Raw genomic sequence first — 16,861 nt, 5'->3', positions numbered from 1 at the left:
GCTACTGGGAGCAGGAGTTTCCTCAGCTCAACCCCGTCAAACGCCGCGGAAACCGCCGGTATTATCAGCGCCAGGATGTGCTGATGATCCGGCAGATCCGCGCGCTCCTTTACGATCAAGGATTCACCATCGGCGGCGCACGCCTGCGCCTGTCCGGCGATGAAGCCAAAGACGACACCACCCAATACAAGCAAATGATCCGCCAGATGATCGCCGAGCTCGAAGATGTGCTGGTGGTTCTCAAGAAATAAAAAGCTGCTTTTGAATACTTCCAGTTTTCAAAAGCTTGCGATATATTCTTGAGCGTTCTTCGAGATGAGGAACGGGTTGCAAGACCAGTCGGGGCGTAGCGCAGTCCGGTAGCGCACTAGCATGGGGTGCTAGGGGTCGAGTGTTCGAATCACTCCGTCCCGACCATATAATTCAATGACTTAGCCGCTTTCGAGCGGCTTTGTAGTTTTTGCCATAGTGACTTTTCGAGTGACCTTGGCCTTTTCATTCATGCCTCTCTCCTTTTCAGAATCGTCAGCGCTGGTGCGCGTGAGTCGGTTGCTGATACCTTGTTTGCCGCCGCAATAAGCTGATCCAATTCCGCTGCCGAGTAGTGGCTGGTGATGCTTCCGTTCTTGTGGCCGAGCAGCGCTTTCCGATCCTCCTCAGTCACGCCCGCAGCACGCAGCCTTCTCCCAAAGGTGTGCTTCAAATCGTGAATTCGGATTCGGGCAAAGCCGTCATGTGCCGGCCGCAAGAATTTCTCCTGCCACTTCTTCGCCGCTCTGATCCTCGCCTTCTTCCAGGCCGAGTCATTCATCCGGTGAACTGTCGTTTCATTCCCCTCGCCATCAGGCTTGCCAAACGGGAACACGTAGAGCGGATGTTTGCCGCGCTGCTTCTCGATCACTGACTTGGCAACGTCATTCATCACGACCAGACGCTCGTCTCGGTTCTTCACGCCAGACCTGGCACTCCTTCCCCCAAATCCCGCTGGGATCAGGAACACGCTCGTTCCCAACTCCGGTACCGCAATTTCCCAATTCCACTGAAGCTTACAAACCTCCTGCTCCCGGCAACCTGTGTTTACCTTGAACATCGCCATGGTTTGAAGGTGCGCCGGGAGCTCGGCGAACAGAATCGACTGCTCTTCCCATGAAAGCGGGTAGGGCTTGCGGCTGTTCGTCTTCTCGTCCAGCAGTGAGATCATCGGAACCACATCAAGGAGCGGCCGGCGCTCTTCATCTCGCCACTTCCGTGCGCAGAGATTCAAAACTCGAATGACTCGCTGAAGCGCAATGTTCACCGTCCGGTTCGTGACCGGTTTCCCAGCCGCCGGGTTCAGCTTCGACTGGACGTATGGAGCAAGGGCGTCGTCATCGATGTGCGTCAGCGGCATATCCCCAATAAACGGGTCGAGCTGCTCCATATAAGTGGCGGAAATGTGGATAGATGCCTGATCTTTCACTTCCAGCAGGAAGCGAGTCGCCACCTCCCGCCACGTCCTGACTCGCCTAACTCCGTACACCTTCTGCTGGCGCAACTGCTCCAGCTTGTGGATTAGGTACTGCTCTGCTTCGGCGCGGTTACAAGTGCCAGTACTCTCTTGAATTCGCTCTCCTCTGTACTTTTTGTCGATCTTCCAGATGCCGTTCGGCATTTGCTGGAGGCCGGTGATTGCTTTTTGGGCCACGGCGTTGCTCCTTCCTTCTTGCCCTGGCGCTCGCTGCGAGGGCGATTGTTGTCCTGATTCGCGGCCTTTTCAATTGCCATGGCTTCGATGTAGGCGTCGGCCCATTGATCGAGTTCGATCCTGTCGAAGCCAACCCCCTGTTTCCCTATGGGAAACTCCCGAACATAGGGGCGTACAGTTTTTTTGAATTCGTCCCGGCACATGCCGAGATAGCCAGGTGCATCCATGGCTCGGATGAAACGTGGCGGGATTGGCGCGACTTGGGCCGCGCTTCGATTGGACATAGCGGTATCCATGCCGCGCGTGGCGGCAGAAGGTGGTGATGGGCTACGCCGACCGGCGCCCGTTTTCTCTCTGGCGCTCTATGGTGATCTGTTCATAGAGTGCGTCGACCCTTTTGCTCTTTCTATCAATAGCCTGGGATCGCTTGATGTGATCTGACATTGCCTTGTTGTAAGGGCTCATAAGGTCGAGAAGTCGCATTTTCTCAGCGGGGTCACTCGACTCATTGAATCGGATGGCCAGTCGGTCGCGCTCCTTGAAATCCACCCCATCGAGCGCGCGGTTTTCCTTCTGCATTTCCTCAAGCACCTCAGCCGACTGCCGCTCCCAGCGCAGATACAGAACATCGCTTCGTTTGGGTCGAGAGAAGTGATGGCTTCTGATCCAGGCCACCAGATCCTCCTTGGTCATTTCGTCCAGAACATCTTTCACGGCTTGCTTGGCCATGCGTGCATAGCTCCGCCCGCCGTACACCGGCAGGCTGTTGAGTTGGGGGGTGGGTTACTGCTGGAGAAGTTCGGCCGGGACTGTGACCGTGGCGCCGCGCTTGGCGAAGACCACGGCGCGGAACACTGCGATGGTTCGAGTCTCGCCGGGCTGGCGGTTGAACGGATCGTTCGTCATGTCGGCCAGCCAAGGGTGCCGGTGGCCAACGTCGCACCAGACGCCGTACTTCGTGATCAGTTGCTCGGCGTCGGGTAGGGCGAAGAGTTGCAGCTGTCCGGTACCGGGCTGCTGATCACTCTCGATTGCGTTGATTGCCCAGTCCAGCGCCGGGCCGGCCAGTTCCTCGGTGCGGACGCTGACCATGCGGTTCATGACGTGAGACCGGTCAGCCGATGCCAGAACGCCTGATGCCCGCACTTGCTGCATTTGAACGTGCGCATATCCACGATCTGGCCAGCCGCCTCGTACTGATGAGTGCTTTTGTTTTCGATGGTGCAGTACGTCGCGCCGAGCCAGAACCTTTTCAATCGCCGGGCTATCAAAGCTGTGCGGTTCATCGCCACGGCCCCCTGTAGATCAGGTAGGCCATGTAGAGCGGGGCGAAGATCATGGCGAAACCCTCTTGAATTCGACGACCCAAACCCACGGGTTGGCGTCCCAGTCGCCGCCGGTTGATTTCCAGAGATTACGAAAAGCAGAAATTGCGTCAGTGCCAGACACACCGAATTGTTGATGAGAGCCTGGCGGGTAAGTCTTCGGGGCGTGGGTGTAAAACGTCTTGCCGTTTACCTCGCCTTCCCACGAGAGCCCCTCATCGACTGCCTGCTCTTCGCTGATGTCCTGCAACCGCTCGACGCGGACGTCGGTAATCTCCAGCAGGATGCGGCAAGCCCAGCGCTGCATGTGGATGCTCGGCCGGGATCGTCTCGGGTAATCCCAGTGGGCCACTGAGCCGTTGTATTCAAGGTCTTCGCTGCCTGCGTACAGAACCGGCGCACGGTCGGCGGCATATCGCGAAAGAACCACGGTGTCGCTGCGGTCCTCATCCGCTTCTGTCGTCTCGCGCACCCACAGTCGTTCGCCGCGACGACCGTATGGGCAAGGCGCGAACTCTTCCAGCTCTTTGGCGCACTCCGCTTCGGTCGCTCCGAACACGCCGAAACCGTAGCGAGGGTCGCGCTGGGCAATTGCCATCCAGCGATGGCGCTCACCGGCAGCAACTGAAGCGTCCTCGGTCGGGATTTGCCAACCTTTCACCGGCCGCCGCGTGACGGTCTTCCGGCCATCCAGAATGGCGCGCACCATCGGCGCCGAGAACAGAATCGGCCGTTCCTTGATTGCAGTCATAGTTCAGCCCTCTGTGCCAACCAGGTAGGACGGTTCGGTCGCCTCTGCCAGCCACTGACGGAGACAACCGCATTCTGGGTGAGGTGGTTCCTCGTCGACCCACTGCTTATCGAGGAAGTCCTCGCTGGTCAGCTCGACATCCCAGTCCGCATATTCGGAAGGGTCATCGCCGTTCATTTCTGCCAGCACACGACGTGCTTCTTCTTCGCTGGTGGCGGCTACCCAGTCACACTCGCCAACCTGGTAGCAGAGAAGCGGAGGGCGCGCCGGCTGGCTGCCGTTGAGTTTGAACTCTTGAGCTTGGTTTTCTTCAGGCATGACTTCGTCCTTGCCGCTATAGCGGCTGACTTTGAAAGGGGGGGGGGTAGTTACTGGATCACGGCGGCTTCGAGCGCTTCGTCGATCTCTGGATATTCGGGGCGTGCAGGAGGATAAGCTGGTGCCGTCATCGCCTGATCAATGGCTGCGCGGAGGTTCTCGCTGTAGTTCTCACCGATGACGCGCTCGACCGGCTGATCCATCCAATGGCCGACGATCTCGATGTTGATGCTGCTGTCGCCGGCATCGCCGTTGGGGCTGCTGTCGAAGCGGACATCCCAGCAATTCGATTCCAGTGCATCCAGCCGTGCCTTGTCCCGCTCCAGCTCCTCAATCCGCTGGTTGCGGCGACCGATTGCAGTCTGAAGGTCGTCGATGGTCTGGTCTGCTGTGCTCAGGCTCAGCTGCAGGCCGTCACGCTCGGCGGTGACGCGGTCGAGCTCGGCGCCCAGCACATACCGCACTGATTCATGCCCGCATTCGCACGTATCCCACACATCGTCCTGACACCATTCACGGCCGCTTGATTGACCCTGCTCTTGGCAGGCTGGGCCGAGGTAGATCACTTTGAGTTCGCTCACTTCGAATGCCCCTTTCAATTGTCGGTACCGGTGTAGGTGCGCCAAGGCACCTTCACGCCGTTTACGAGGAATCCCCAGTCACCGCGCCACTTGCTGGTGATGAAGAGGGTGATGACGCCGCCGGGGGATACCTGGTGGATGCGGTGGTATTCGCCGTGCAGCAGTTGCGCGGTGTCACCTGGTTGGCGGTCGATGTATTCGGTGGCTTGGGCGCTGGCCGGGACATTCAGTCCGCACAGTGCCGGGTCATCGTGATTGAGCAGGCGCTGCTCCGTGTAACAGCCGCGCAGGATGATCGTCCGGGCGTTCCAGGGATGGTCATGCAGATCCCGATCTTCGTCCGGACGCATGATGTGGTGAATGCGGAACGACCACGGGCACCACCAGAGCGCCGGCTTGTGCGTGGTTCGGGAGTAGGGGTTGAACAGCCACCAGCGGCCCATGTACATCTCGGTGCCGTCGGCGGACATGATGTGCTGGTACGGGGTGAGCTTGGCGCGGGCGATGAGCCAGTCGGCGATTGCCGGGCGTGCGAGTACCTTGGCGATGATTCGCCAGAAGAGGTTGATCACGATTGGCGTCCTATGCCGGGGCATGCCCGGGCGGTGGAGGGTGGGTTATGCTGCGGCGAGGTAGGCTTCGATAACGCGCTGCCCAGCCAGAGGTGGAACCGCGTTCCCGGCCATATGCACTGTTAGGCGATGGTTATCTGGCCGTTTCGTGTCGGCAGGAAAGGACATAGCCAGCAGGTTTTCGTCGGCGGTAAGCATTCGCATCTTGTCGCCGTTGACGATTGCCCAGCGATCTCGCGTTGTGATGGTGCCGATAGGCCTGGACAGCGAGCGCCCGCTCTTCGTATTGCCGTAGTAGCTGAAGATGAACTGATCTCCGTACGCTGCCCGTCCAGCCTTAACGCGCTCGAGCGTTGCGGTTGCTCGGCCCGGCTTATCGATGGGCGTCCACCTACCGGCATTGAAGTCGAGGAAGGTAGAGGCAGGAACGTGCATCCTCTGCTGAAGATCGAGAATCAATGGCGCTTTGCTCTTGGTCAGCACCAAGAACAACCGCACACGGTTTTGAGGTACGCCAAGGTCTGCGCAGTCGACGATATGAGGCGAAACCTGATATCCAAGCGCTTGAACAGCTGCCAGCCAAGCCGGGTACAGCGCCCATTGCAAGAACTCGACAACGTTTTCGAGAAGGCCGCCTTCAGGCTTGTGAAATTCCAGAGCCGATACGACGGCCCACGCAGTAGATCGGCTCGCGTCATGCTGCGGATTTCCCGATGACTTGCCGCGCGCTTTTGAATGCCCTTGGCAGCAGGGAGACGCCAGAAGCAGGTCATGCCCCGGAACCTTTTGCCATTCCGCTTGGTGAAGGTCTTGGCAAACATGTTGGGTGCGCGGGTGGTTGGCGCCGTGCCACTTCACCGCTTCCGGCCAGTGGTTGGCTGCCCAAAGAACCTCGACGCCCGCATCACGCGCACCGGTGCTCCATCCGCCGAGACCGGCGAACAAATCAATTGCTGAAGTCATTTTAATTACTCGCCGGCGATTGCCGATTTCTGAGTGAGGGTCAGGCCGCTCGAGCCGGAGAGGGATGCCAGTCAGCGAAGCCAACCTTCGGCGCGCCGGTTTTGGGGTTGATGATCGGCTTGTTCTTCGCGTCGACCAGCACCGCCTTGGTCCTGATCTTCAGGTCACGACAAACGATGCTCGCCCGAGCCATCTCCATGAACTGCTGGGCGTACTGGGGGGCATCGAACATCGGGGAGAGGCGCACGCTCTTTTTGCTGGCCATGATTCTTGCGACCTCAGCCTCAACCGCTTCCTCCCACTCCGCGATAGTTCGCTCGACACGCTTCGCACTCTCCATTTTGTGGTACTGGTCGTCTCCTTGGCCTCTTCGCGAGCCCAGCTTTCACTCATTCCAAACACAGCAAAAGTAGTCATCGGATCACTCCAAGCAGTCGAGGGCTTTTTGAAGTAGCTTGCAGACTGAAAGCTCTTCATCTTCGTCGTGATTCATTGCGCGCTTGATGTAGGTGCAGGCCTCGTGCGCTCCATCTCGCAGTTGATTCAACTCGTCCTCGCTGTCGTCAGACTGGCTTTCGAGCATGCGGATGTCTTCTCGAAGCCCCTCAAGCTCGGCGCTCGGGTCAATGCATTGCGCTGTAAGGCGCCGGGTCAGCTCGGCTGCGGCGGCAGGTTCGAGCGCCGCGTAGTGCAGGCACTCTTCGTCGCTCAGCGCATTTGCGGGAATGCTCATGGCAGTTCTCCAGGCATACGCCTGCCTCGCCGGCTGGCGTGATTCGTAGAAGTGGGGTATTTGTGTTCGGCCCGACACTGGGTCGGTGGGAGAAGCAGATGGACGAACTGGATGAGGCAAGTGCATTCGTCAGAGAAAATGGTGCGGCCGATTTCGTCCCTGATTATCCTCACTATGAGTTTGATAGGTTAAAAGGAAGTGTGTTGGTAATTGCCATGTCTGATATTGGTCCGGTTACCCGTTGTCGGCTTCCACGGTTTGACAATGTCAGGGGGAGGGACGTGCTTGATGGCTTCCGGGGAAGGATCCCGCTTCCGCCCATACGAGTTATTAAAAATGATGAACCTTGCGGACCACACCCATACAAGCTGCAAGATGGATTTCACCGGCTGTATTTGTCTATTGCGGTAGGGTATCAATCGATACCGGTAGAAGTTGTGCCAGATAACCGGCATTTGTTCGCAGGTTTGGATGTTCAGAATTTCAGCTAACGCTCAACGCCCGTTGCGGCAAACTCTTCAAGCTGCCGCGACCACCTTTCCTTAACTACTATTTCCGGTCGCGACATGCTTGCAAATCTTTCCGACTCCGCGGCAGGCGCTGCGGCCAGATTGATGATGAACGTCGACACCGTCTCCTGCCATTCCTCGAAGCCATGGCGCTCGCCGAGAACATGAAGGGCATCATCCAATGCCTTCGAGACAATCAGCGAACGCTTCTCGGCGCCGATCCGCTCGAGCAGCGCCTTCTCCTTGGCGCGCTTGTCCTTCTGCAATTGCGCGTTGCTCTTGGCCATGGCCTACCTCTTCAATTCCGCTGGCCGGCAAGTGCAGCCAGGTCTGTCGTTTGCGTTGTTGGGGTCTTCGTTTCATCGGAATGCGTTTTTCTGCTTTGGGTAGTCGATCGCGTAGTCATCGATCAGGCGGTAAAGAAGGCTGGAGCTGATGCCGACCGAGTCGCAGCACTGCTGCCGGCTGGCACCTTTGGCGATGCATTCCTTGATCTGCGTGACCAACAGCTCTTCCAGTTCGGCAGAGACGCGGTTGTGAGACGTGCCAACCTTGTGCCGAACCTCAAACTTTATGGCGTACCGGGAGGCGATCCCTCGCAGCGTGCCGAGCGACAGGCCTTCCTTTTCGCAAATCTCCACTCGGGAAAGCGTCTTGGCCATATCCCGGATACGGGCTACTTGCTCGCTCGTTTCGACCTTCAATGCGGGGCGCTGGAAGATCGGAGGCTGACGACGTTCGGAAGTGGTTTTGTGTTTGATCGGCGCTGGCGCCGGCTCGACGATTTTTCCGCCTGAAGCCAGAAACTGGGCAATCTGCGCCGACAGATCGGTCGCATCATGGCGCCGTCTTTCGACTTCGTTGAGGTGGTTGCTGATCATAATCAGGCTCCTAATCTATGGGCTTGCGCCCGCGCTTTGTCTGCGACCTCGTCAACCATGCGGTTCAGTTCCAGATTGAACTGGACCAGCTCTTTGTGGAGGTTGGCGATGTATTCCTCATCGCGGTAAATGGTCTCGACGTAGAGCTGGCACTCTTCATCCTGGCGGGAATCGAACGACAGAAAATCCCACCATTTCCGGCCCGTGACGAACATGCAGCCCTGAACCTGCGGCATGTGTTCCTCCGGCATACCTTCAAGCCAGGTCCTGACGTGAATCGCTTCGTTGAAAGGGCACTTCGACTCGGTGCCGCCGTCATCGTTGATCAGTCCGTCTGGCGAGCAGCCGAGCCAATCGTATTTCGGGTGAACGATGAACTCCGACGGCATTACGATGTTGCCGGTCAGCATCTCGTAGGCGTCTTGGGCTTTTTGTTCCTCGGCGTGCCCCCACTTCATGGATGCGCTGCTGACGTTATGCTTGGACTTTTTCGCCAGTCGCTCGAAGCACAGTTCGCGCATGTATGAGGTGCGAGCCCCCATCGGCTCTCGCTTCCCGTTTTTATCAGGCTTTCCCCACGCCACCACGTCCTTGAAACGGCTGGCCGTCACTCGACCAGATCGGTCTGCGTGCCATTTTTCGGTGCCTTGAAGTTCTACTCTCACTACGCCGCTTCCTCGGCCTGAGACAGGCCGTCGTTGTTTGCAGACATGTCGGTGAAGTCCGCATCAACGGTTGCCGCCATGCTCTTGAGGGCTTCGTGACATTCCAAGCCGATTGCTGCGCGCTGCTTTGGCTTCAAACCTGCCCAGGCTGCCGCATAGGCTTCGATGTCTTGCTGCTTGGCGACAACCAGAAGATCCGCGAATACCCCGTCGATTTCCGGCGATGGGGATTTCGGGCCGAAAGACACGCCAGCAGCGGCAGCGGTGTTTGAAGCTTGCTTCGCAGGAGTGATATCGATTTCGCCACCGTACGAGTCCTCGAACTCATCGGGTGTATAGACGCCGAGGATGACGTCGGGGCAGAACAGGCGGGCCCATTTTTTAGTGACCAGATAGGCGATTTGCTGTTTGGGATCTTCCGCCCAGAGCGTCGAGTTACGAGTGCGGACCTGAGTGAGCAGCAGCTCCAAGGTGCGTGGTTCGTCTTCGCCTTTGAATGTTGCCCAGACCTTGATCCCAAGGCCTTTTTCGTCGTCAAAGCTCCAGCCGGGAACACGGTATTTTTTGAACTCGCCAGTGTCCTCGTCTTTCTTGGTCCGGCTGGTGACTTCGCGCATCTTCCCGATGACGTTTTCCCAAGCGCCGAACCACTCGAAGTTCAAGCGCCCTTTGACGGGCGCCTTGGCGATGATCACCGCGTTGACGAGCTGCGCCTCATAGCTCAATGCGCCGCCGTTGACGATGAATGTCTTTTGGGCAACGGCGAACGGGTTCATTTGCCACTGCATCGATTGCAGAACCACCGCCATGCAGTCAGCTTGATTGCCTTTCAGATGCTTGGGGACTGTTGTCGCACCCTTCGACATCATCAGGGCGAGATCAGTCATCGACTTCATGGTGCTAGGGTCGAGGATAAGCGCTGCCGCGTTGTGCGATGGATCGTGGTAGGTGGCGAGGCCGGTTGGTGCCTGGGTATCTGAGTCGGTCATAGCGCTCTCCGTGGCCGACAGAGGAGTTGGTCGGCCTTAGGTGGAAAGGAAGGTTAGAAGCGGATGGCGCGGAGCCAGGCGCGAGCAGTGTCGAGGGTCACATCAAAGCCAAGCGCTACAACCTCGACAATGTCGTCAACCGCTGGGGCGGTCGTAGTCACGTCGTCCGACTCAACGGCGATCACTTGAGCACTGATTGGTGCAACTTCGACCATTTCAGCAGCCATCGGGGCAGCCGCTGAGATGACTGAAGCTGGTGCGGCAGCCTGGGCGCGCAGGCGAGCCAGTTCTTCCTGATCACGCTGATACTGGGCATCGCGTTCGCGCTGCTGACGCTGTTGCTCTTCCTGTTGCTCACGCTGCTGGCGTTGCTGTGCTTCCATGTCGCGACGCTGCTGGTCCAGATCGTCCTGCTGCTTCTTCAGGCGCAGGCGGTCTTCTTCGGCGCGCTGCTTGCGCAATTCCTCAGCTTCAACGTCGGCGAGGCGCTGCTTCTCACGCAACTCGTCGAGCTCTTTTTGCTGGGCCAGCAGCTTGGCGGCAGCTTCTTCGCGTTCAGCGGCAGACCTGTGCAGCGTTTCCAACTGCTCAATAGCGTTATCGCGGGCGATGGTGCCTTCAGCTTCGAACTCGGCATATTCCTCGGGCAGGATTACCGACTCTTTGACGTTCTGCAGGACGTTCGCAACATCGGCAGCGCTGCGGCTTGCGTAGGCAGCAGCGACCGAGCTGAACCGGGTAATTTTTGCCCGGATGCCTTCGACACGTTCGGCCTCGACACGCTCGCGCTCGGCCTTCGCATCAGCTACGCGCTTTTCTTCGGCCTTGATGGCTTCGTCGACAGGCGCTTCAATCGCCAGCACTCGATCCTTCAGCGCCTCGCCGAACTCCTTTACCTGGTTGACCCGAGCCTGGGCATCTTTGACTTTCTGCTGGTAAGGAACGAGTGCAGTCTTCGTGGTGTTCGCCAAGGCGTAACGCACGTCGCGGATGTCGACCCGCACTTCCTTCGCATTTGCCAAACCTTCACTGGTCGAGCAGTCAACGACCAGCTTCGCGTAAGTCGTTTCCAAGCGAACGATCTGTTCTTCGTGCGGGCGATACTCAGCGATGTCGGTGACGGCAACTGTGGGAGCGACAGAGTTCTTTGCGTTTTCGGCCACGTTCATTTCGATGGATTCCTGCGAAGGTGCTTGTTGGGCTTTTGCGGACATGACGGTTCCTTGCCGCGCCAAGCGCAGCGTTTGAATGCTTTGTTTATTGGGTGATTGGGGCGACGCGGTCGGCGAGAGCGCTGAGCAGCATCAAGAAAGCGAAGAGGGCGAGAACAGGGAAGGCACCGCGCCAGATCAGAAGGCGGCGGGCCCATTGCCGCGAGGTCACCGAAGCACCCGATATGTGGTCGGGTGCGGCACTTGGCATACGCCGGACGATTCGCGGGTTGTGGTGTACGCAGCCATGACTGCGACGAGCAGGGTGGCCAGAGCCCAGTAGGTGAGCTTCATTGCCTTGACCTCACTGCGATGCGTCCAGACTTGATTGCTGCCACCAACTGCGGAGGCAGCGCAGCGACAGGCAGATCCCGTGGGATGCCCGCACCAACCACAGCAAGGCTGCGCTCGATGTCGGCCAACTGTTCATCAATCAGCGATGTAACCGGAGGTGTTGTCATTCCGACCTTCCTTGCCTGATCGCGTACTTGCGGTTCAGGCGCTCGGTGTAGGTGAGATCCTCTGACGCGCTGATGATGCTGAGCGTACGGAAGATCAAAAGAGCAGTGTTCGCCGAGGCGCGGACTGCGAGAGCGCTGCATTCGGGGTCGGACATTCTCTCGATGTAACCCTCGAGCATCCCGACTGCTACGTCGTGATGTCGGCCGTTAGAATCCTCGACGGCCACTTGCGTCTGTTGAGTGTTCATTTCAACCCCCAAAATTCGCCGTAGGCTTCCACCGCCCCGGCGATGCGTTTGGCTCTTGCCTCGCGGTCGATCAGCTCTTGAGCTGCGGCAAGTTCCTGCATTTGCGTGCGCTTCAGTGCGGCAGCTTCGTAGTCGTGAAACTCTTCAGGCTGCGGAGCTTTCGGTCGCCCCCAATCGTCATAGCGTTTGTCCCATTCACGGGCCTGCGCACTGTCTGCATAGCTGGTTGCCATGGTCGCCTCCAGAGTGGCGTTATTCGGCTGGCGGGGCAGGGAGTGGCTGCCAGTGGGTAGGTGGATTCTCATCAGTGAATCCGCCATCCCACGACATCCAGAAGGGTTCTATTTCTTCGTACTCCGGACAGCGACAGGCGCCGCCACAGTCGCCCGCGTCCCGCTTCAGCTCATCCCCTACGGTGTAATGCCCAAGGGTCACGCGAGGAGGCACCGGAACGCCGTCGAATGTCTGCCCGATGGACGCCAGAAGAATCTCTGTGCCATTCATGGGCGCCGTGGAAATGTCTTTCCAGTTGCTCATGCTACCTCCGGCCAATGGCGTTCAATGCTCTCTTTGGCGTACGGCGAGAGGCGCGAATACCCGTTCACCGATCCACAACCGGGCATGGTTCCTTCCAGCTCGACGCAGGCGCGGATGTCGCAGCGGCGCGAGCAGACCCAGCCACCGTAATGACAGCGGTGGACTTCGCCTTTCGGATCGGGGTGATAGGCGAGGTCGCCTTTCCACGATGGCGAGCCGCGCAGCTTCAGCCCGCAACCCCGGCAAACTGCTTGTGTGTCGGTGCAGTTGTGCATGACGACCTCCAGTGTTTGGGGTTAGCGATTGATGAAGCGGATGTAGTCGGGCCGGAACGTGCCGATCTTGCCGTCCGCGAACTCCACAATGGCGACCGTGAAATTCCCCCAATTGTTTTCGCCGTCTTCGGCCTCGGAGCCCCAGCAGTGGAAGACGCCATCGCGGTCGTCCTCTCTGCCGTTGATTCGGCCGTGTTCGTTGACTGTTGCCTTGAGCGTCATTACGCCGCGCATATGCTTGTCCTCGGTTGATCCAACAAAACTCGGATGCACTCATCCGCTCCGCTGGTTGCCGTTGGGCGCGGAGGGAGTGCATTCGGGATTGGTCGGGGTACGGTTGGGAGCCGCTTACGGCGGCAAGTCGGCTTGCTCATGGCTTACTGCAAGCAGGTAGCTGTAGTCCCCGGTGAGACGAGGATGCCTTTCCTTGCTGCCGATACCCGGCAAGGCAGGTTGTGGAGTTACCTGTCAGCTGTTGGAGCAGCTGACTAACAGATCGGCTCTGCTGCGTTGATGCAGGTGGGCGGTTATAGGCCGCAGTTTCGTCCGCATCGGGGTGTGATTTGGTAGGGATTCGAACCCAAAAGAATTACGTCGATTTCGGCAGCGCTACCTAGTCGACACCACCCCGCACGCAGGGCGCCCCTGATCCGCCGAGGCAAACTCCAAATCACACCCCGATGCGCTCTCATAGAGAGGATCGGGCAGTTAACGACAGGCTGTCGTGGCGCTGGTTGTTCAGTCGTCGTCGCTTGCTTCGATCATCTTTTCGATGTCGGCGGCGACCGGCTTCTTCCAGTTTTTGATCTGCCCTGTCTCCAGATCGATGTTCAACATCAGGTAGTCGCCGTAGTGCTCGCCAGGGAAGAAATCCGGGACATAGCCGGTATAGGCGGCAACTTCATCGCCCTGCGCATCGTGAAGCGTTACGCACACCTGATCACGAGCCTTCATGCAGGTGCGCAACTCGGTCACGTCGACCTGCACCGTCTTTTGCTGGTTGATTTGCATGCTGCTTTCTCCGGTTGTTTTCCCAATGCACCCGTCACCAGGTGCATCAGTGAAAAGACCGATCAGGACAGGACTTGAGCTGCGCGAGCAGCACGGTCCAGCGTGCCATCCTCGACCAGCGACTTGAACCGCTCCATGCTGGCCGACAGTCCGTCAATCGCCGAGGTTAGGCGCACAATTTCAGATGTTTTCGTTTCGATGGAACTGAGAGCACTCTTCATGAATGCCGACTCAGCAGAGACTTGCTCGGTAACTGATTTGAGCGTTTTGAGCTTTTCGGACTTGCCATCAAACGCGAGGCACATCGCATCAATTACAAGGACTGCCTCTTGCTCAACTGCGTGACGGGACTCTACAAGGAACTCCACGAGCTGCCTGTTGACCGCCACGCTGTCAGCGATAATGGAAGTCGCGGCAGAGCCGGTGATCGCCTCCATCTCTTTCTTCGCTTGCTCGAAAAATTCTTTGTGGCGAGGCTCTTTGATATCCGAGGATTTCATTGCGTATCTCCGTTAGCTTGAATGTGAAGCCAAGACCTCAGCTCTTCAGCCAAGATCAATTGGTTGTTTCCGATCTTGAAGCTCTTCAGTGATCCCGAGCTGATGCACGCCAGAACACCCCGTCTTGTTATGCCTATAGCTCTCGCCGCTTCATCTATCGACATCGAAAGCTTTTCAGGACTGAGTGGCGCCGGCTCCGGCACGAAGGAACTTTGATTGCGCGCCATCACTTCGCTTTTCTTTGATTGCGCGGCTTCGCGGTACAGTTTGCGAGCAGCCAGCATTGCGCCTAGCTCGCCATAGCCAATCCCGCCAGCCATGATCCCGATAAGTTGCATTAACTGGTCTTGCTCTCTCTCTTCGTGGCTCACGCTGAGTACTCCGTTGATTTCCAATGCCGCCTCATGGAAGCGGCATCAGTAAATCTGTGGCGCCGTGACCCGCTTCTGGCGTCGGTCACCGGCTCGTTCAAATTATTCTTCCAGCCGCGGGCCTTTCGGCTTGTTCTCCCGCTGGATAACTGCTTTCGACGTTTTACGCTGCACGCCCGGGTCAGTTGCCAACCCTCTGAACCGTTGAGGCCGGTTCATCGCTGCCTTTGAATCTGGGCCGGTGGTGATCCGGCAAGGTGAAGCGGTGTCGCTAAAGAGCGGCGGGTCTCTTGAGGCCCTTCGCAGTGGCTGTGTGTCGCTGCGATGGATTAAATTTAGCTCCAAGCTAAACGCCGCGTCAATAGCTTTCCGCTAAAAAAGTTAGCATGTGCATATTTTGTTTAGCTGGTTGGCTCTTGGATGCATGTGGTGGGGATGTTGCGGGCGCAAAAAAGCCCGCTCTGAGCGGGCTGGGCTGGGTGCAGGCTGGTATCCTTCAGCATCACCAATTACGGGCTTTGCGAGCGGCTTAAATGGACTTTTCTATGTGGTTCAGGGTTTTCACTATCGGTACAGCTGTCGCAGCATTGGCCGGATGCGACGTCACTAAAGAAATGGCAGTAGAGAAGGGTAAGGATATGGTCGCCTCCGCCCTGAAAGACCCCGACTCCGCGAAGTTTCAAGGGGTTTTCATGGCGGAGAACCAAGCTATCGGTGATACGCACTACGGCTTTCTGTGTGGAGAGGTCAATTCTAGGAATTCTTTCGGCGGATTTACCGGCTTTCGTCGATTCGTGGCGAATTTCAACTACTCAAAGCAGGGTAGTTTCGAGGTTAGCTATGTCACCCTCGAAGAGGGGGTGAATGCCAAGATCAATAGCAATGGAGCTTCATACTTCCAAGATATTTATTGGCTAGGGAAGTGCGAGCCCAAGCCGGCGCCGAAAAAGATAGAGCAGATAAGCGCAGATTTGCCGATCACGAAAACGGCAGCTGCGGAGTCAAAGAAAACTACCAAGCCAAACACCATGAAGACCGCACCAACTGCCGTGCCAGGGGGCGCAAAGTGGGCTGTGCAGGTTGCTTCGATGAGTGATGCGTCACAAGCCGCAAGCCTGCAGGAGAAAATAACAGTAGGCGGCTTTACCTCCTACGTGACAACTAAGGAAGGGAAAACGCGAGTCTATGTTGGTCCTTTCGCGGATCGTGCAAAAGCCGAAGGTCAAGTTGAAGAGCTTCGGACAAAGCAGCTTCTGAAGGGCTTCGTGGTTAGGGTTGAGCAGTAGCAGTGATCGAAATGCGTCACTCTCTCAACGGGTTCAAGATGTCTACTGATAGATTTGAGTGTGGGCAGAGAGAGGTAGGGGCTATCCGACAATTTATGCCAATTAAGCTAAAAATCGATCAGTCGTAAACATGCTATTGGTGATAGTCAATTCATCGAAATTGTTCGCCTTGGTACGCTGGGCGAACAATGTCAATTAATGACAAATCCGACCTACCTGGCGTACATACCCCACCAAAAAACGTGACCAATGATGACGATCTGCTCTTCCTGGATATCCTGGAAGGTGTAGTCCTCATCCGGATGTTCGTCGCGATTGAAGCTGCGCAAACGAATTCCGGTCGGTATGCGGTAAAGCTGCTTCACCCGCAATTGGCCATTGTGGTTGATCGCATAGAGATCGCCATCAGTAATCTCGCTGACGCTGGTCACGCCGGTGTTTACGCCGACCGTTGCCCCGTCGCGTAGAACGGGGAGCATGCTGTTCCCCCGAACTGTCACGCACTTGGCATTCGAAAACTGAACACCATTTTGGCGAAGACTGCGCTTGCCAAAGCGCAGAAATGAGTTTGGGCTTTCCTCAACAGTAAACCGACCTGAGCCCGCTGCCAGTTCAACCTCTCGCAGAAACGGAACGCAAATCTCATCGTCATCCACGGGCGTGGTGTCGTCCCAAAGGTGAATATCGCGTAATTCTGAGTGAGACTGTCGCGGAACAGGTTCAGCCTGTATCCCATCGTCACGAACGTTATCCAAATACCCCTTCGGCAAATCCTCCGCCGCCTCAATCCTGCGCGCGAGTTCGTCCCCCAGGTTTCTGACAGGGTTTTTCGACAGGATCTGGCTGAGCACCGACGACGATGTCCCCCACTTCTCTGCACATTCTTTTCGCTTTCTGTCGCCTGCAAGGGCTTCCAGGTTGCGCTTTCTGATCGCGTAAATATCCATGCGCTAATGATTGCAGCTCTTAGCTAAATGATAAATATTCTCC

At 57.4% G+C, this 16,861-nt stretch carries 30 protein-coding genes and 1 tRNA gene; 5 read left to right on the top strand and 26 right to left on the bottom strand.

Annotation, left to right across the window (positions count from 1 at the left end):
• Positions 1–251, top strand: a 251-nt coding sequence (locus tag ACIOZM_RS08505) for a MerR family transcriptional regulator (protein ID WP_401211907.1), incomplete at its 5' end; no start/stop codon positions are given.
• A gap of 89 nt (positions 252–340) precedes the next feature.
• A tRNA-Pro gene (locus ACIOZM_RS08500) sits at positions 341–417 on the top strand.
• Between the two features lie 82 nt (positions 418–499).
• Here the strand turns inward: ACIOZM_RS08500 and ACIOZM_RS08495 are convergent.
• The 4 genes from ACIOZM_RS08495 to ACIOZM_RS08480 are packed head-to-tail and all read right to left on the bottom strand — an operon-like array spanning position 500 to position 2,785.
• Complete coding sequence (locus ACIOZM_RS08495; RefSeq protein ID WP_401211940.1) at positions 500–1,651, bottom strand: tyrosine-type recombinase/integrase; 1,152 nt, start codon at positions 1,649–1,651, stop codon at positions 500–502.
• Complete coding sequence (locus ACIOZM_RS08490; RefSeq protein ID WP_401211904.1) at positions 1,552–1,968, bottom strand: hypothetical protein; 417 nt, start codon at positions 1,966–1,968, stop codon at positions 1,552–1,554. Before ACIOZM_RS08490 ends, ACIOZM_RS08495 begins: the two co-directional genes overlap by 100 nt.
• Positions 1,969–2,011: 43 nt before the next feature.
• Positions 2,012–2,413 carry a hypothetical protein gene (locus tag ACIOZM_RS08485; protein WP_401211901.1) on the bottom strand — a complete coding sequence of 134 codons (402 nt, stop codon included), beginning with the start codon at positions 2,411–2,413 and terminating at the stop codon, positions 2,012–2,014.
• A 54-nt stretch (positions 2,414–2,467) separates the two neighbouring features.
• Positions 2,468–2,785: a hypothetical protein gene (locus ACIOZM_RS08480; protein ID WP_401211898.1), complete on the bottom strand. Its 318-nt coding sequence runs from the start codon at positions 2,783–2,785 to the stop codon at positions 2,468–2,470.
• A gap of 20 nt (positions 2,786–2,805) precedes the next feature.
• On the opposite strand from ACIOZM_RS08480, the gene ACIOZM_RS08475 reads away from it, so the two are divergent.
• The gene (locus ACIOZM_RS08475) at positions 2,806–2,988 is read left to right on the top strand and encodes a hypothetical protein (RefSeq protein ID WP_401211895.1); all 183 of its coding nucleotides are present in this window, start codon (positions 2,806–2,808) and stop codon (positions 2,986–2,988) included.
• A 31-nt stretch (positions 2,989–3,019) separates the two neighbouring features.
• Here the strand turns inward: ACIOZM_RS08475 and ACIOZM_RS08470 are convergent, their stop codons facing one another.
• From ACIOZM_RS08470 to ACIOZM_RS08440, 7 genes are all read right to left on the bottom strand, one after another.
• Positions 3,020–3,760, bottom strand: a complete 741-nt coding sequence (locus ACIOZM_RS08470; RefSeq protein WP_401211892.1) for a hypothetical protein — start codon at positions 3,758–3,760, stop codon at positions 3,020–3,022.
• A 3-nt stretch (positions 3,761–3,763) separates the two neighbouring features.
• Positions 3,764–4,078 carry a hypothetical protein gene (locus tag ACIOZM_RS08465; RefSeq protein ID WP_401211889.1) on the bottom strand — a complete coding sequence of 105 codons (315 nt, stop codon included), beginning with the start codon at positions 4,076–4,078 and terminating at the stop codon, positions 3,764–3,766.
• A gap of 50 nt (positions 4,079–4,128) precedes the next feature.
• On the bottom strand, positions 4,129–4,659 hold the full coding sequence (locus ACIOZM_RS08460) for a hypothetical protein (RefSeq protein WP_401211886.1): 531 nt from the start codon (positions 4,657–4,659) through the stop codon (positions 4,129–4,131).
• Positions 4,660–4,673: 14 nt separating this feature from the next.
• Entirely contained in the window at positions 4,674–5,231 is a 558-nt protein-coding gene (locus tag ACIOZM_RS08455; RefSeq protein ID WP_401211937.1) for a hypothetical protein, read from the bottom strand.
• A gap of 45 nt (positions 5,232–5,276) precedes the next feature.
• Positions 5,277–6,194 (bottom strand): DNA cytosine methyltransferase, encoded by a 918-nt coding sequence (locus ACIOZM_RS08450; protein ID WP_401211883.1) that lies wholly within the window; start codon positions 6,192–6,194, stop codon positions 5,277–5,279.
• A 40-nt stretch (positions 6,195–6,234) separates the two neighbouring features.
• Positions 6,235–6,459 (bottom strand): hypothetical protein, encoded by a 225-nt coding sequence (locus ACIOZM_RS08445; protein ID WP_401211880.1) that lies wholly within the window; start codon positions 6,457–6,459, stop codon positions 6,235–6,237.
• Positions 6,460–6,615: 156 nt separating this feature from the next.
• Entirely contained in the window at positions 6,616–6,927 is a 312-nt protein-coding gene (locus ACIOZM_RS08440) for a hypothetical protein (RefSeq protein WP_401211877.1), read from the bottom strand.
• A 98-nt stretch (positions 6,928–7,025) separates the two neighbouring features.
• Between ACIOZM_RS08440 and ACIOZM_RS08435 the strand changes: the two genes are divergently transcribed.
• On the top strand, positions 7,026–7,418 hold the full coding sequence (locus ACIOZM_RS08435; protein WP_401211874.1) for a hypothetical protein: 393 nt from the start codon (positions 7,026–7,028) through the stop codon (positions 7,416–7,418).
• On the opposite strand, the gene ACIOZM_RS08430 is transcribed toward ACIOZM_RS08435, so the two are convergent.
• The 14 genes from ACIOZM_RS08430 to ACIOZM_RS08365 all read right to left on the bottom strand — a co-directional run bounded on the left by ACIOZM_RS08430 (position 7,415) and on the right by ACIOZM_RS08365 (position 14,585).
• Positions 7,415–7,723 carry a hypothetical protein gene (locus ACIOZM_RS08430; RefSeq protein WP_401211871.1) on the bottom strand — a complete coding sequence of 103 codons (309 nt, stop codon included), beginning with the start codon at positions 7,721–7,723 and terminating at the stop codon, positions 7,415–7,417. The genes ACIOZM_RS08435 and ACIOZM_RS08430 overlap by 4 nt on opposite strands.
• 72 nt (positions 7,724–7,795) lie before the next feature.
• Positions 7,796–8,317, bottom strand: a complete 522-nt coding sequence (locus ACIOZM_RS08425) for a hypothetical protein (protein WP_401211868.1) — start codon at positions 8,315–8,317, stop codon at positions 7,796–7,798.
• 2 nt (positions 8,318–8,319) lie between these two features.
• Entirely contained in the window at positions 8,320–8,982 is a 663-nt protein-coding gene (locus tag ACIOZM_RS08420) for a lambda exonuclease family protein (RefSeq protein ID WP_401211865.1), read from the bottom strand.
• Positions 8,982–9,971: a RecT family recombinase gene (locus ACIOZM_RS08415; protein WP_401211862.1), complete on the bottom strand. Its 990-nt coding sequence runs from the start codon at positions 9,969–9,971 to the stop codon at positions 8,982–8,984. Before ACIOZM_RS08415 ends, ACIOZM_RS08420 begins: the two co-directional genes overlap by 1 nt.
• Before the next feature lie 53 nt (positions 9,972–10,024).
• On the bottom strand, positions 10,025–11,185 hold the full coding sequence (locus ACIOZM_RS08410) for a hypothetical protein (RefSeq protein WP_401211859.1): 1,161 nt from the start codon (positions 11,183–11,185) through the stop codon (positions 10,025–10,027).
• Between the two features lie 287 nt (positions 11,186–11,472).
• Complete coding sequence (locus tag ACIOZM_RS08405) at positions 11,473–11,643, bottom strand: hypothetical protein (RefSeq protein ID WP_401211856.1); 171 nt, start codon at positions 11,641–11,643, stop codon at positions 11,473–11,475.
• Positions 11,640–11,891, bottom strand: coding sequence for a hypothetical protein (locus ACIOZM_RS08400; protein WP_401211853.1), 252 nt, complete (start codon positions 11,889–11,891; stop codon positions 11,640–11,642). The genes ACIOZM_RS08405 and ACIOZM_RS08400 overlap by 4 nt, the downstream gene beginning before the upstream one ends.
• The gene (locus ACIOZM_RS08395) at positions 11,888–12,124 is read right to left on the bottom strand and encodes a hypothetical protein (RefSeq protein ID WP_401211850.1); all 237 of its coding nucleotides are present in this window, start codon (positions 12,122–12,124) and stop codon (positions 11,888–11,890) included. The genes ACIOZM_RS08400 and ACIOZM_RS08395 overlap by 4 nt, the downstream gene beginning before the upstream one ends.
• Positions 12,125–12,143: 19 nt before the next feature.
• The gene (locus ACIOZM_RS08390; protein WP_401211847.1) at positions 12,144–12,428 is read right to left on the bottom strand and encodes a hypothetical protein; all 285 of its coding nucleotides are present in this window, start codon (positions 12,426–12,428) and stop codon (positions 12,144–12,146) included.
• Positions 12,425–12,703: a hypothetical protein gene (locus ACIOZM_RS08385; protein WP_401211844.1), complete on the bottom strand. Its 279-nt coding sequence runs from the start codon at positions 12,701–12,703 to the stop codon at positions 12,425–12,427. Before ACIOZM_RS08385 ends, ACIOZM_RS08390 begins: the two co-directional genes overlap by 4 nt.
• A gap of 21 nt (positions 12,704–12,724) precedes the next feature.
• A complete protein-coding gene (locus ACIOZM_RS08380) occupies positions 12,725–12,937 on the bottom strand; it encodes a hypothetical protein (RefSeq protein ID WP_401211841.1) in 213 nt (70 codons plus the stop codon).
• A gap of 504 nt (positions 12,938–13,441) precedes the next feature.
• On the bottom strand, positions 13,442–13,714 hold the full coding sequence (locus ACIOZM_RS08375; RefSeq protein WP_401211838.1) for a hypothetical protein: 273 nt from the start codon (positions 13,712–13,714) through the stop codon (positions 13,442–13,444).
• 62 nt (positions 13,715–13,776) lie between these two features.
• On the bottom strand, positions 13,777–14,214 hold the full coding sequence (locus ACIOZM_RS08370; RefSeq protein ID WP_401211835.1) for a hypothetical protein: 438 nt from the start codon (positions 14,212–14,214) through the stop codon (positions 13,777–13,779).
• The gene (locus tag ACIOZM_RS08365) at positions 14,211–14,585 is read right to left on the bottom strand and encodes a helix-turn-helix domain-containing protein (protein WP_401211832.1); all 375 of its coding nucleotides are present in this window, start codon (positions 14,583–14,585) and stop codon (positions 14,211–14,213) included. The genes ACIOZM_RS08370 and ACIOZM_RS08365 overlap by 4 nt, the downstream gene beginning before the upstream one ends.
• A 533-nt stretch (positions 14,586–15,118) precedes the next feature.
• Here ACIOZM_RS08365 and ACIOZM_RS08360 point away from each other — a divergent pair.
• On the top strand, positions 15,119–15,871 hold the full coding sequence (locus tag ACIOZM_RS08360; protein WP_401211829.1) for an SPOR domain-containing protein: 753 nt from the start codon (positions 15,119–15,121) through the stop codon (positions 15,869–15,871).
• A 212-nt stretch (positions 15,872–16,083) separates the two neighbouring features.
• On the opposite strand, the gene ACIOZM_RS08355 is transcribed toward ACIOZM_RS08360, so the two are convergent.
• The gene (locus ACIOZM_RS08355) at positions 16,084–16,818 is read right to left on the bottom strand and encodes a helix-turn-helix transcriptional regulator (protein ID WP_401211826.1); all 735 of its coding nucleotides are present in this window, start codon (positions 16,816–16,818) and stop codon (positions 16,084–16,086) included.
• Positions 16,819–16,861 lie beyond the last annotated feature (43 nt).

Source organism: Pseudomonas sp. NPDC087346, assembly GCF_044744235.1.
Classification (GTDB): domain Bacteria; phylum Pseudomonadota; class Gammaproteobacteria; order Pseudomonadales; family Pseudomonadaceae; genus Aquipseudomonas.
This window is presented reverse-complemented; position numbering and strand designations above follow the sequence as displayed.

Excerpts from the sequence above, each read along its gene's own strand:
- ACIOZM_RS08495 (WP_401211940.1), bottom strand. The coding sequence starts at position 1,651 with ATGCCGAACGGCATCTGGAAGATCGACAAAAAGTACAGAGGAGAGCGA.
- ACIOZM_RS08490 (WP_401211904.1), bottom strand. The coding sequence starts at position 1,968 with ATGTCCAATCGAAGCGCGGCCCAAGTCGCGCCAATCCCGCCACGTTTC.
- ACIOZM_RS08485 (WP_401211901.1), bottom strand. The coding sequence starts at position 2,413 with ATGGCCAAGCAAGCCGTGAAAGATGTTCTGGACGAAATGACCAAGGAG.
- ACIOZM_RS08480 (WP_401211898.1), bottom strand. The coding sequence starts at position 2,785 with ATGAACCGCATGGTCAGCGTCCGCACCGAGGAACTGGCCGGCCCGGCG.
- ACIOZM_RS08475 (WP_401211895.1), top strand. The coding sequence starts at position 2,806 with ATGCCAGAACGCCTGATGCCCGCACTTGCTGCATTTGAACGTGCGCAT.
- ACIOZM_RS08470 (WP_401211892.1), bottom strand. The coding sequence starts at position 3,760 with ATGACTGCAATCAAGGAACGGCCGATTCTGTTCTCGGCGCCGATGGTG.
- ACIOZM_RS08465 (WP_401211889.1), bottom strand. The coding sequence starts at position 4,078 with ATGCCTGAAGAAAACCAAGCTCAAGAGTTCAAACTCAACGGCAGCCAG.
- ACIOZM_RS08450 (WP_401211883.1), bottom strand. The coding sequence starts at position 6,194 with ATGACTTCAGCAATTGATTTGTTCGCCGGTCTCGGCGGATGGAGCACC.
- ACIOZM_RS08445 (WP_401211880.1), bottom strand. The coding sequence starts at position 6,459 with ATGGCCAGCAAAAAGAGCGTGCGCCTCTCCCCGATGTTCGATGCCCCC.
- ACIOZM_RS08440 (WP_401211877.1), bottom strand. The coding sequence starts at position 6,927 with ATGAGCATTCCCGCAAATGCGCTGAGCGACGAAGAGTGCCTGCACTAC.
- ACIOZM_RS08435 (WP_401211874.1), top strand. The coding sequence starts at position 7,026 with ATGGACGAACTGGATGAGGCAAGTGCATTCGTCAGAGAAAATGGTGCG.
- ACIOZM_RS08430 (WP_401211871.1), bottom strand. The coding sequence starts at position 7,723 with ATGGCCAAGAGCAACGCGCAATTGCAGAAGGACAAGCGCGCCAAGGAG.
- ACIOZM_RS08425 (WP_401211868.1), bottom strand. The coding sequence starts at position 8,317 with ATGATCAGCAACCACCTCAACGAAGTCGAAAGACGGCGCCATGATGCG.
- ACIOZM_RS08415 (WP_401211862.1), bottom strand. The coding sequence starts at position 9,971 with ATGACCGACTCAGATACCCAGGCACCAACCGGCCTCGCCACCTACCAC.
- ACIOZM_RS08410 (WP_401211859.1), bottom strand. The coding sequence starts at position 11,185 with ATGTCCGCAAAAGCCCAACAAGCACCTTCGCAGGAATCCATCGAAATG.
- ACIOZM_RS08405 (WP_401211856.1), bottom strand. The coding sequence starts at position 11,643 with ATGACAACACCTCCGGTTACATCGCTGATTGATGAACAGTTGGCCGAC.
- ACIOZM_RS08400 (WP_401211853.1), bottom strand. The coding sequence starts at position 11,891 with ATGAACACTCAACAGACGCAAGTGGCCGTCGAGGATTCTAACGGCCGA.
- ACIOZM_RS08395 (WP_401211850.1), bottom strand. The coding sequence starts at position 12,124 with ATGGCAACCAGCTATGCAGACAGTGCGCAGGCCCGTGAATGGGACAAA.
- ACIOZM_RS08390 (WP_401211847.1), bottom strand. The coding sequence starts at position 12,428 with ATGAGCAACTGGAAAGACATTTCCACGGCGCCCATGAATGGCACAGAG.
- ACIOZM_RS08385 (WP_401211844.1), bottom strand. The coding sequence starts at position 12,703 with ATGCACAACTGCACCGACACACAAGCAGTTTGCCGGGGTTGCGGGCTG.
- ACIOZM_RS08380 (WP_401211841.1), bottom strand. The coding sequence starts at position 12,937 with ATGCGCGGCGTAATGACGCTCAAGGCAACAGTCAACGAACACGGCCGA.
- ACIOZM_RS08375 (WP_401211838.1), bottom strand. The coding sequence starts at position 13,714 with ATGCAAATCAACCAGCAAAAGACGGTGCAGGTCGACGTGACCGAGTTG.
- ACIOZM_RS08370 (WP_401211835.1), bottom strand. The coding sequence starts at position 14,214 with ATGAAATCCTCGGATATCAAAGAGCCTCGCCACAAAGAATTTTTCGAG.
- ACIOZM_RS08360 (WP_401211829.1), top strand. The coding sequence starts at position 15,119 with ATGGACTTTTCTATGTGGTTCAGGGTTTTCACTATCGGTACAGCTGTC.
- ACIOZM_RS08355 (WP_401211826.1), bottom strand. The coding sequence starts at position 16,818 with ATGGATATTTACGCGATCAGAAAGCGCAACCTGGAAGCCCTTGCAGGC.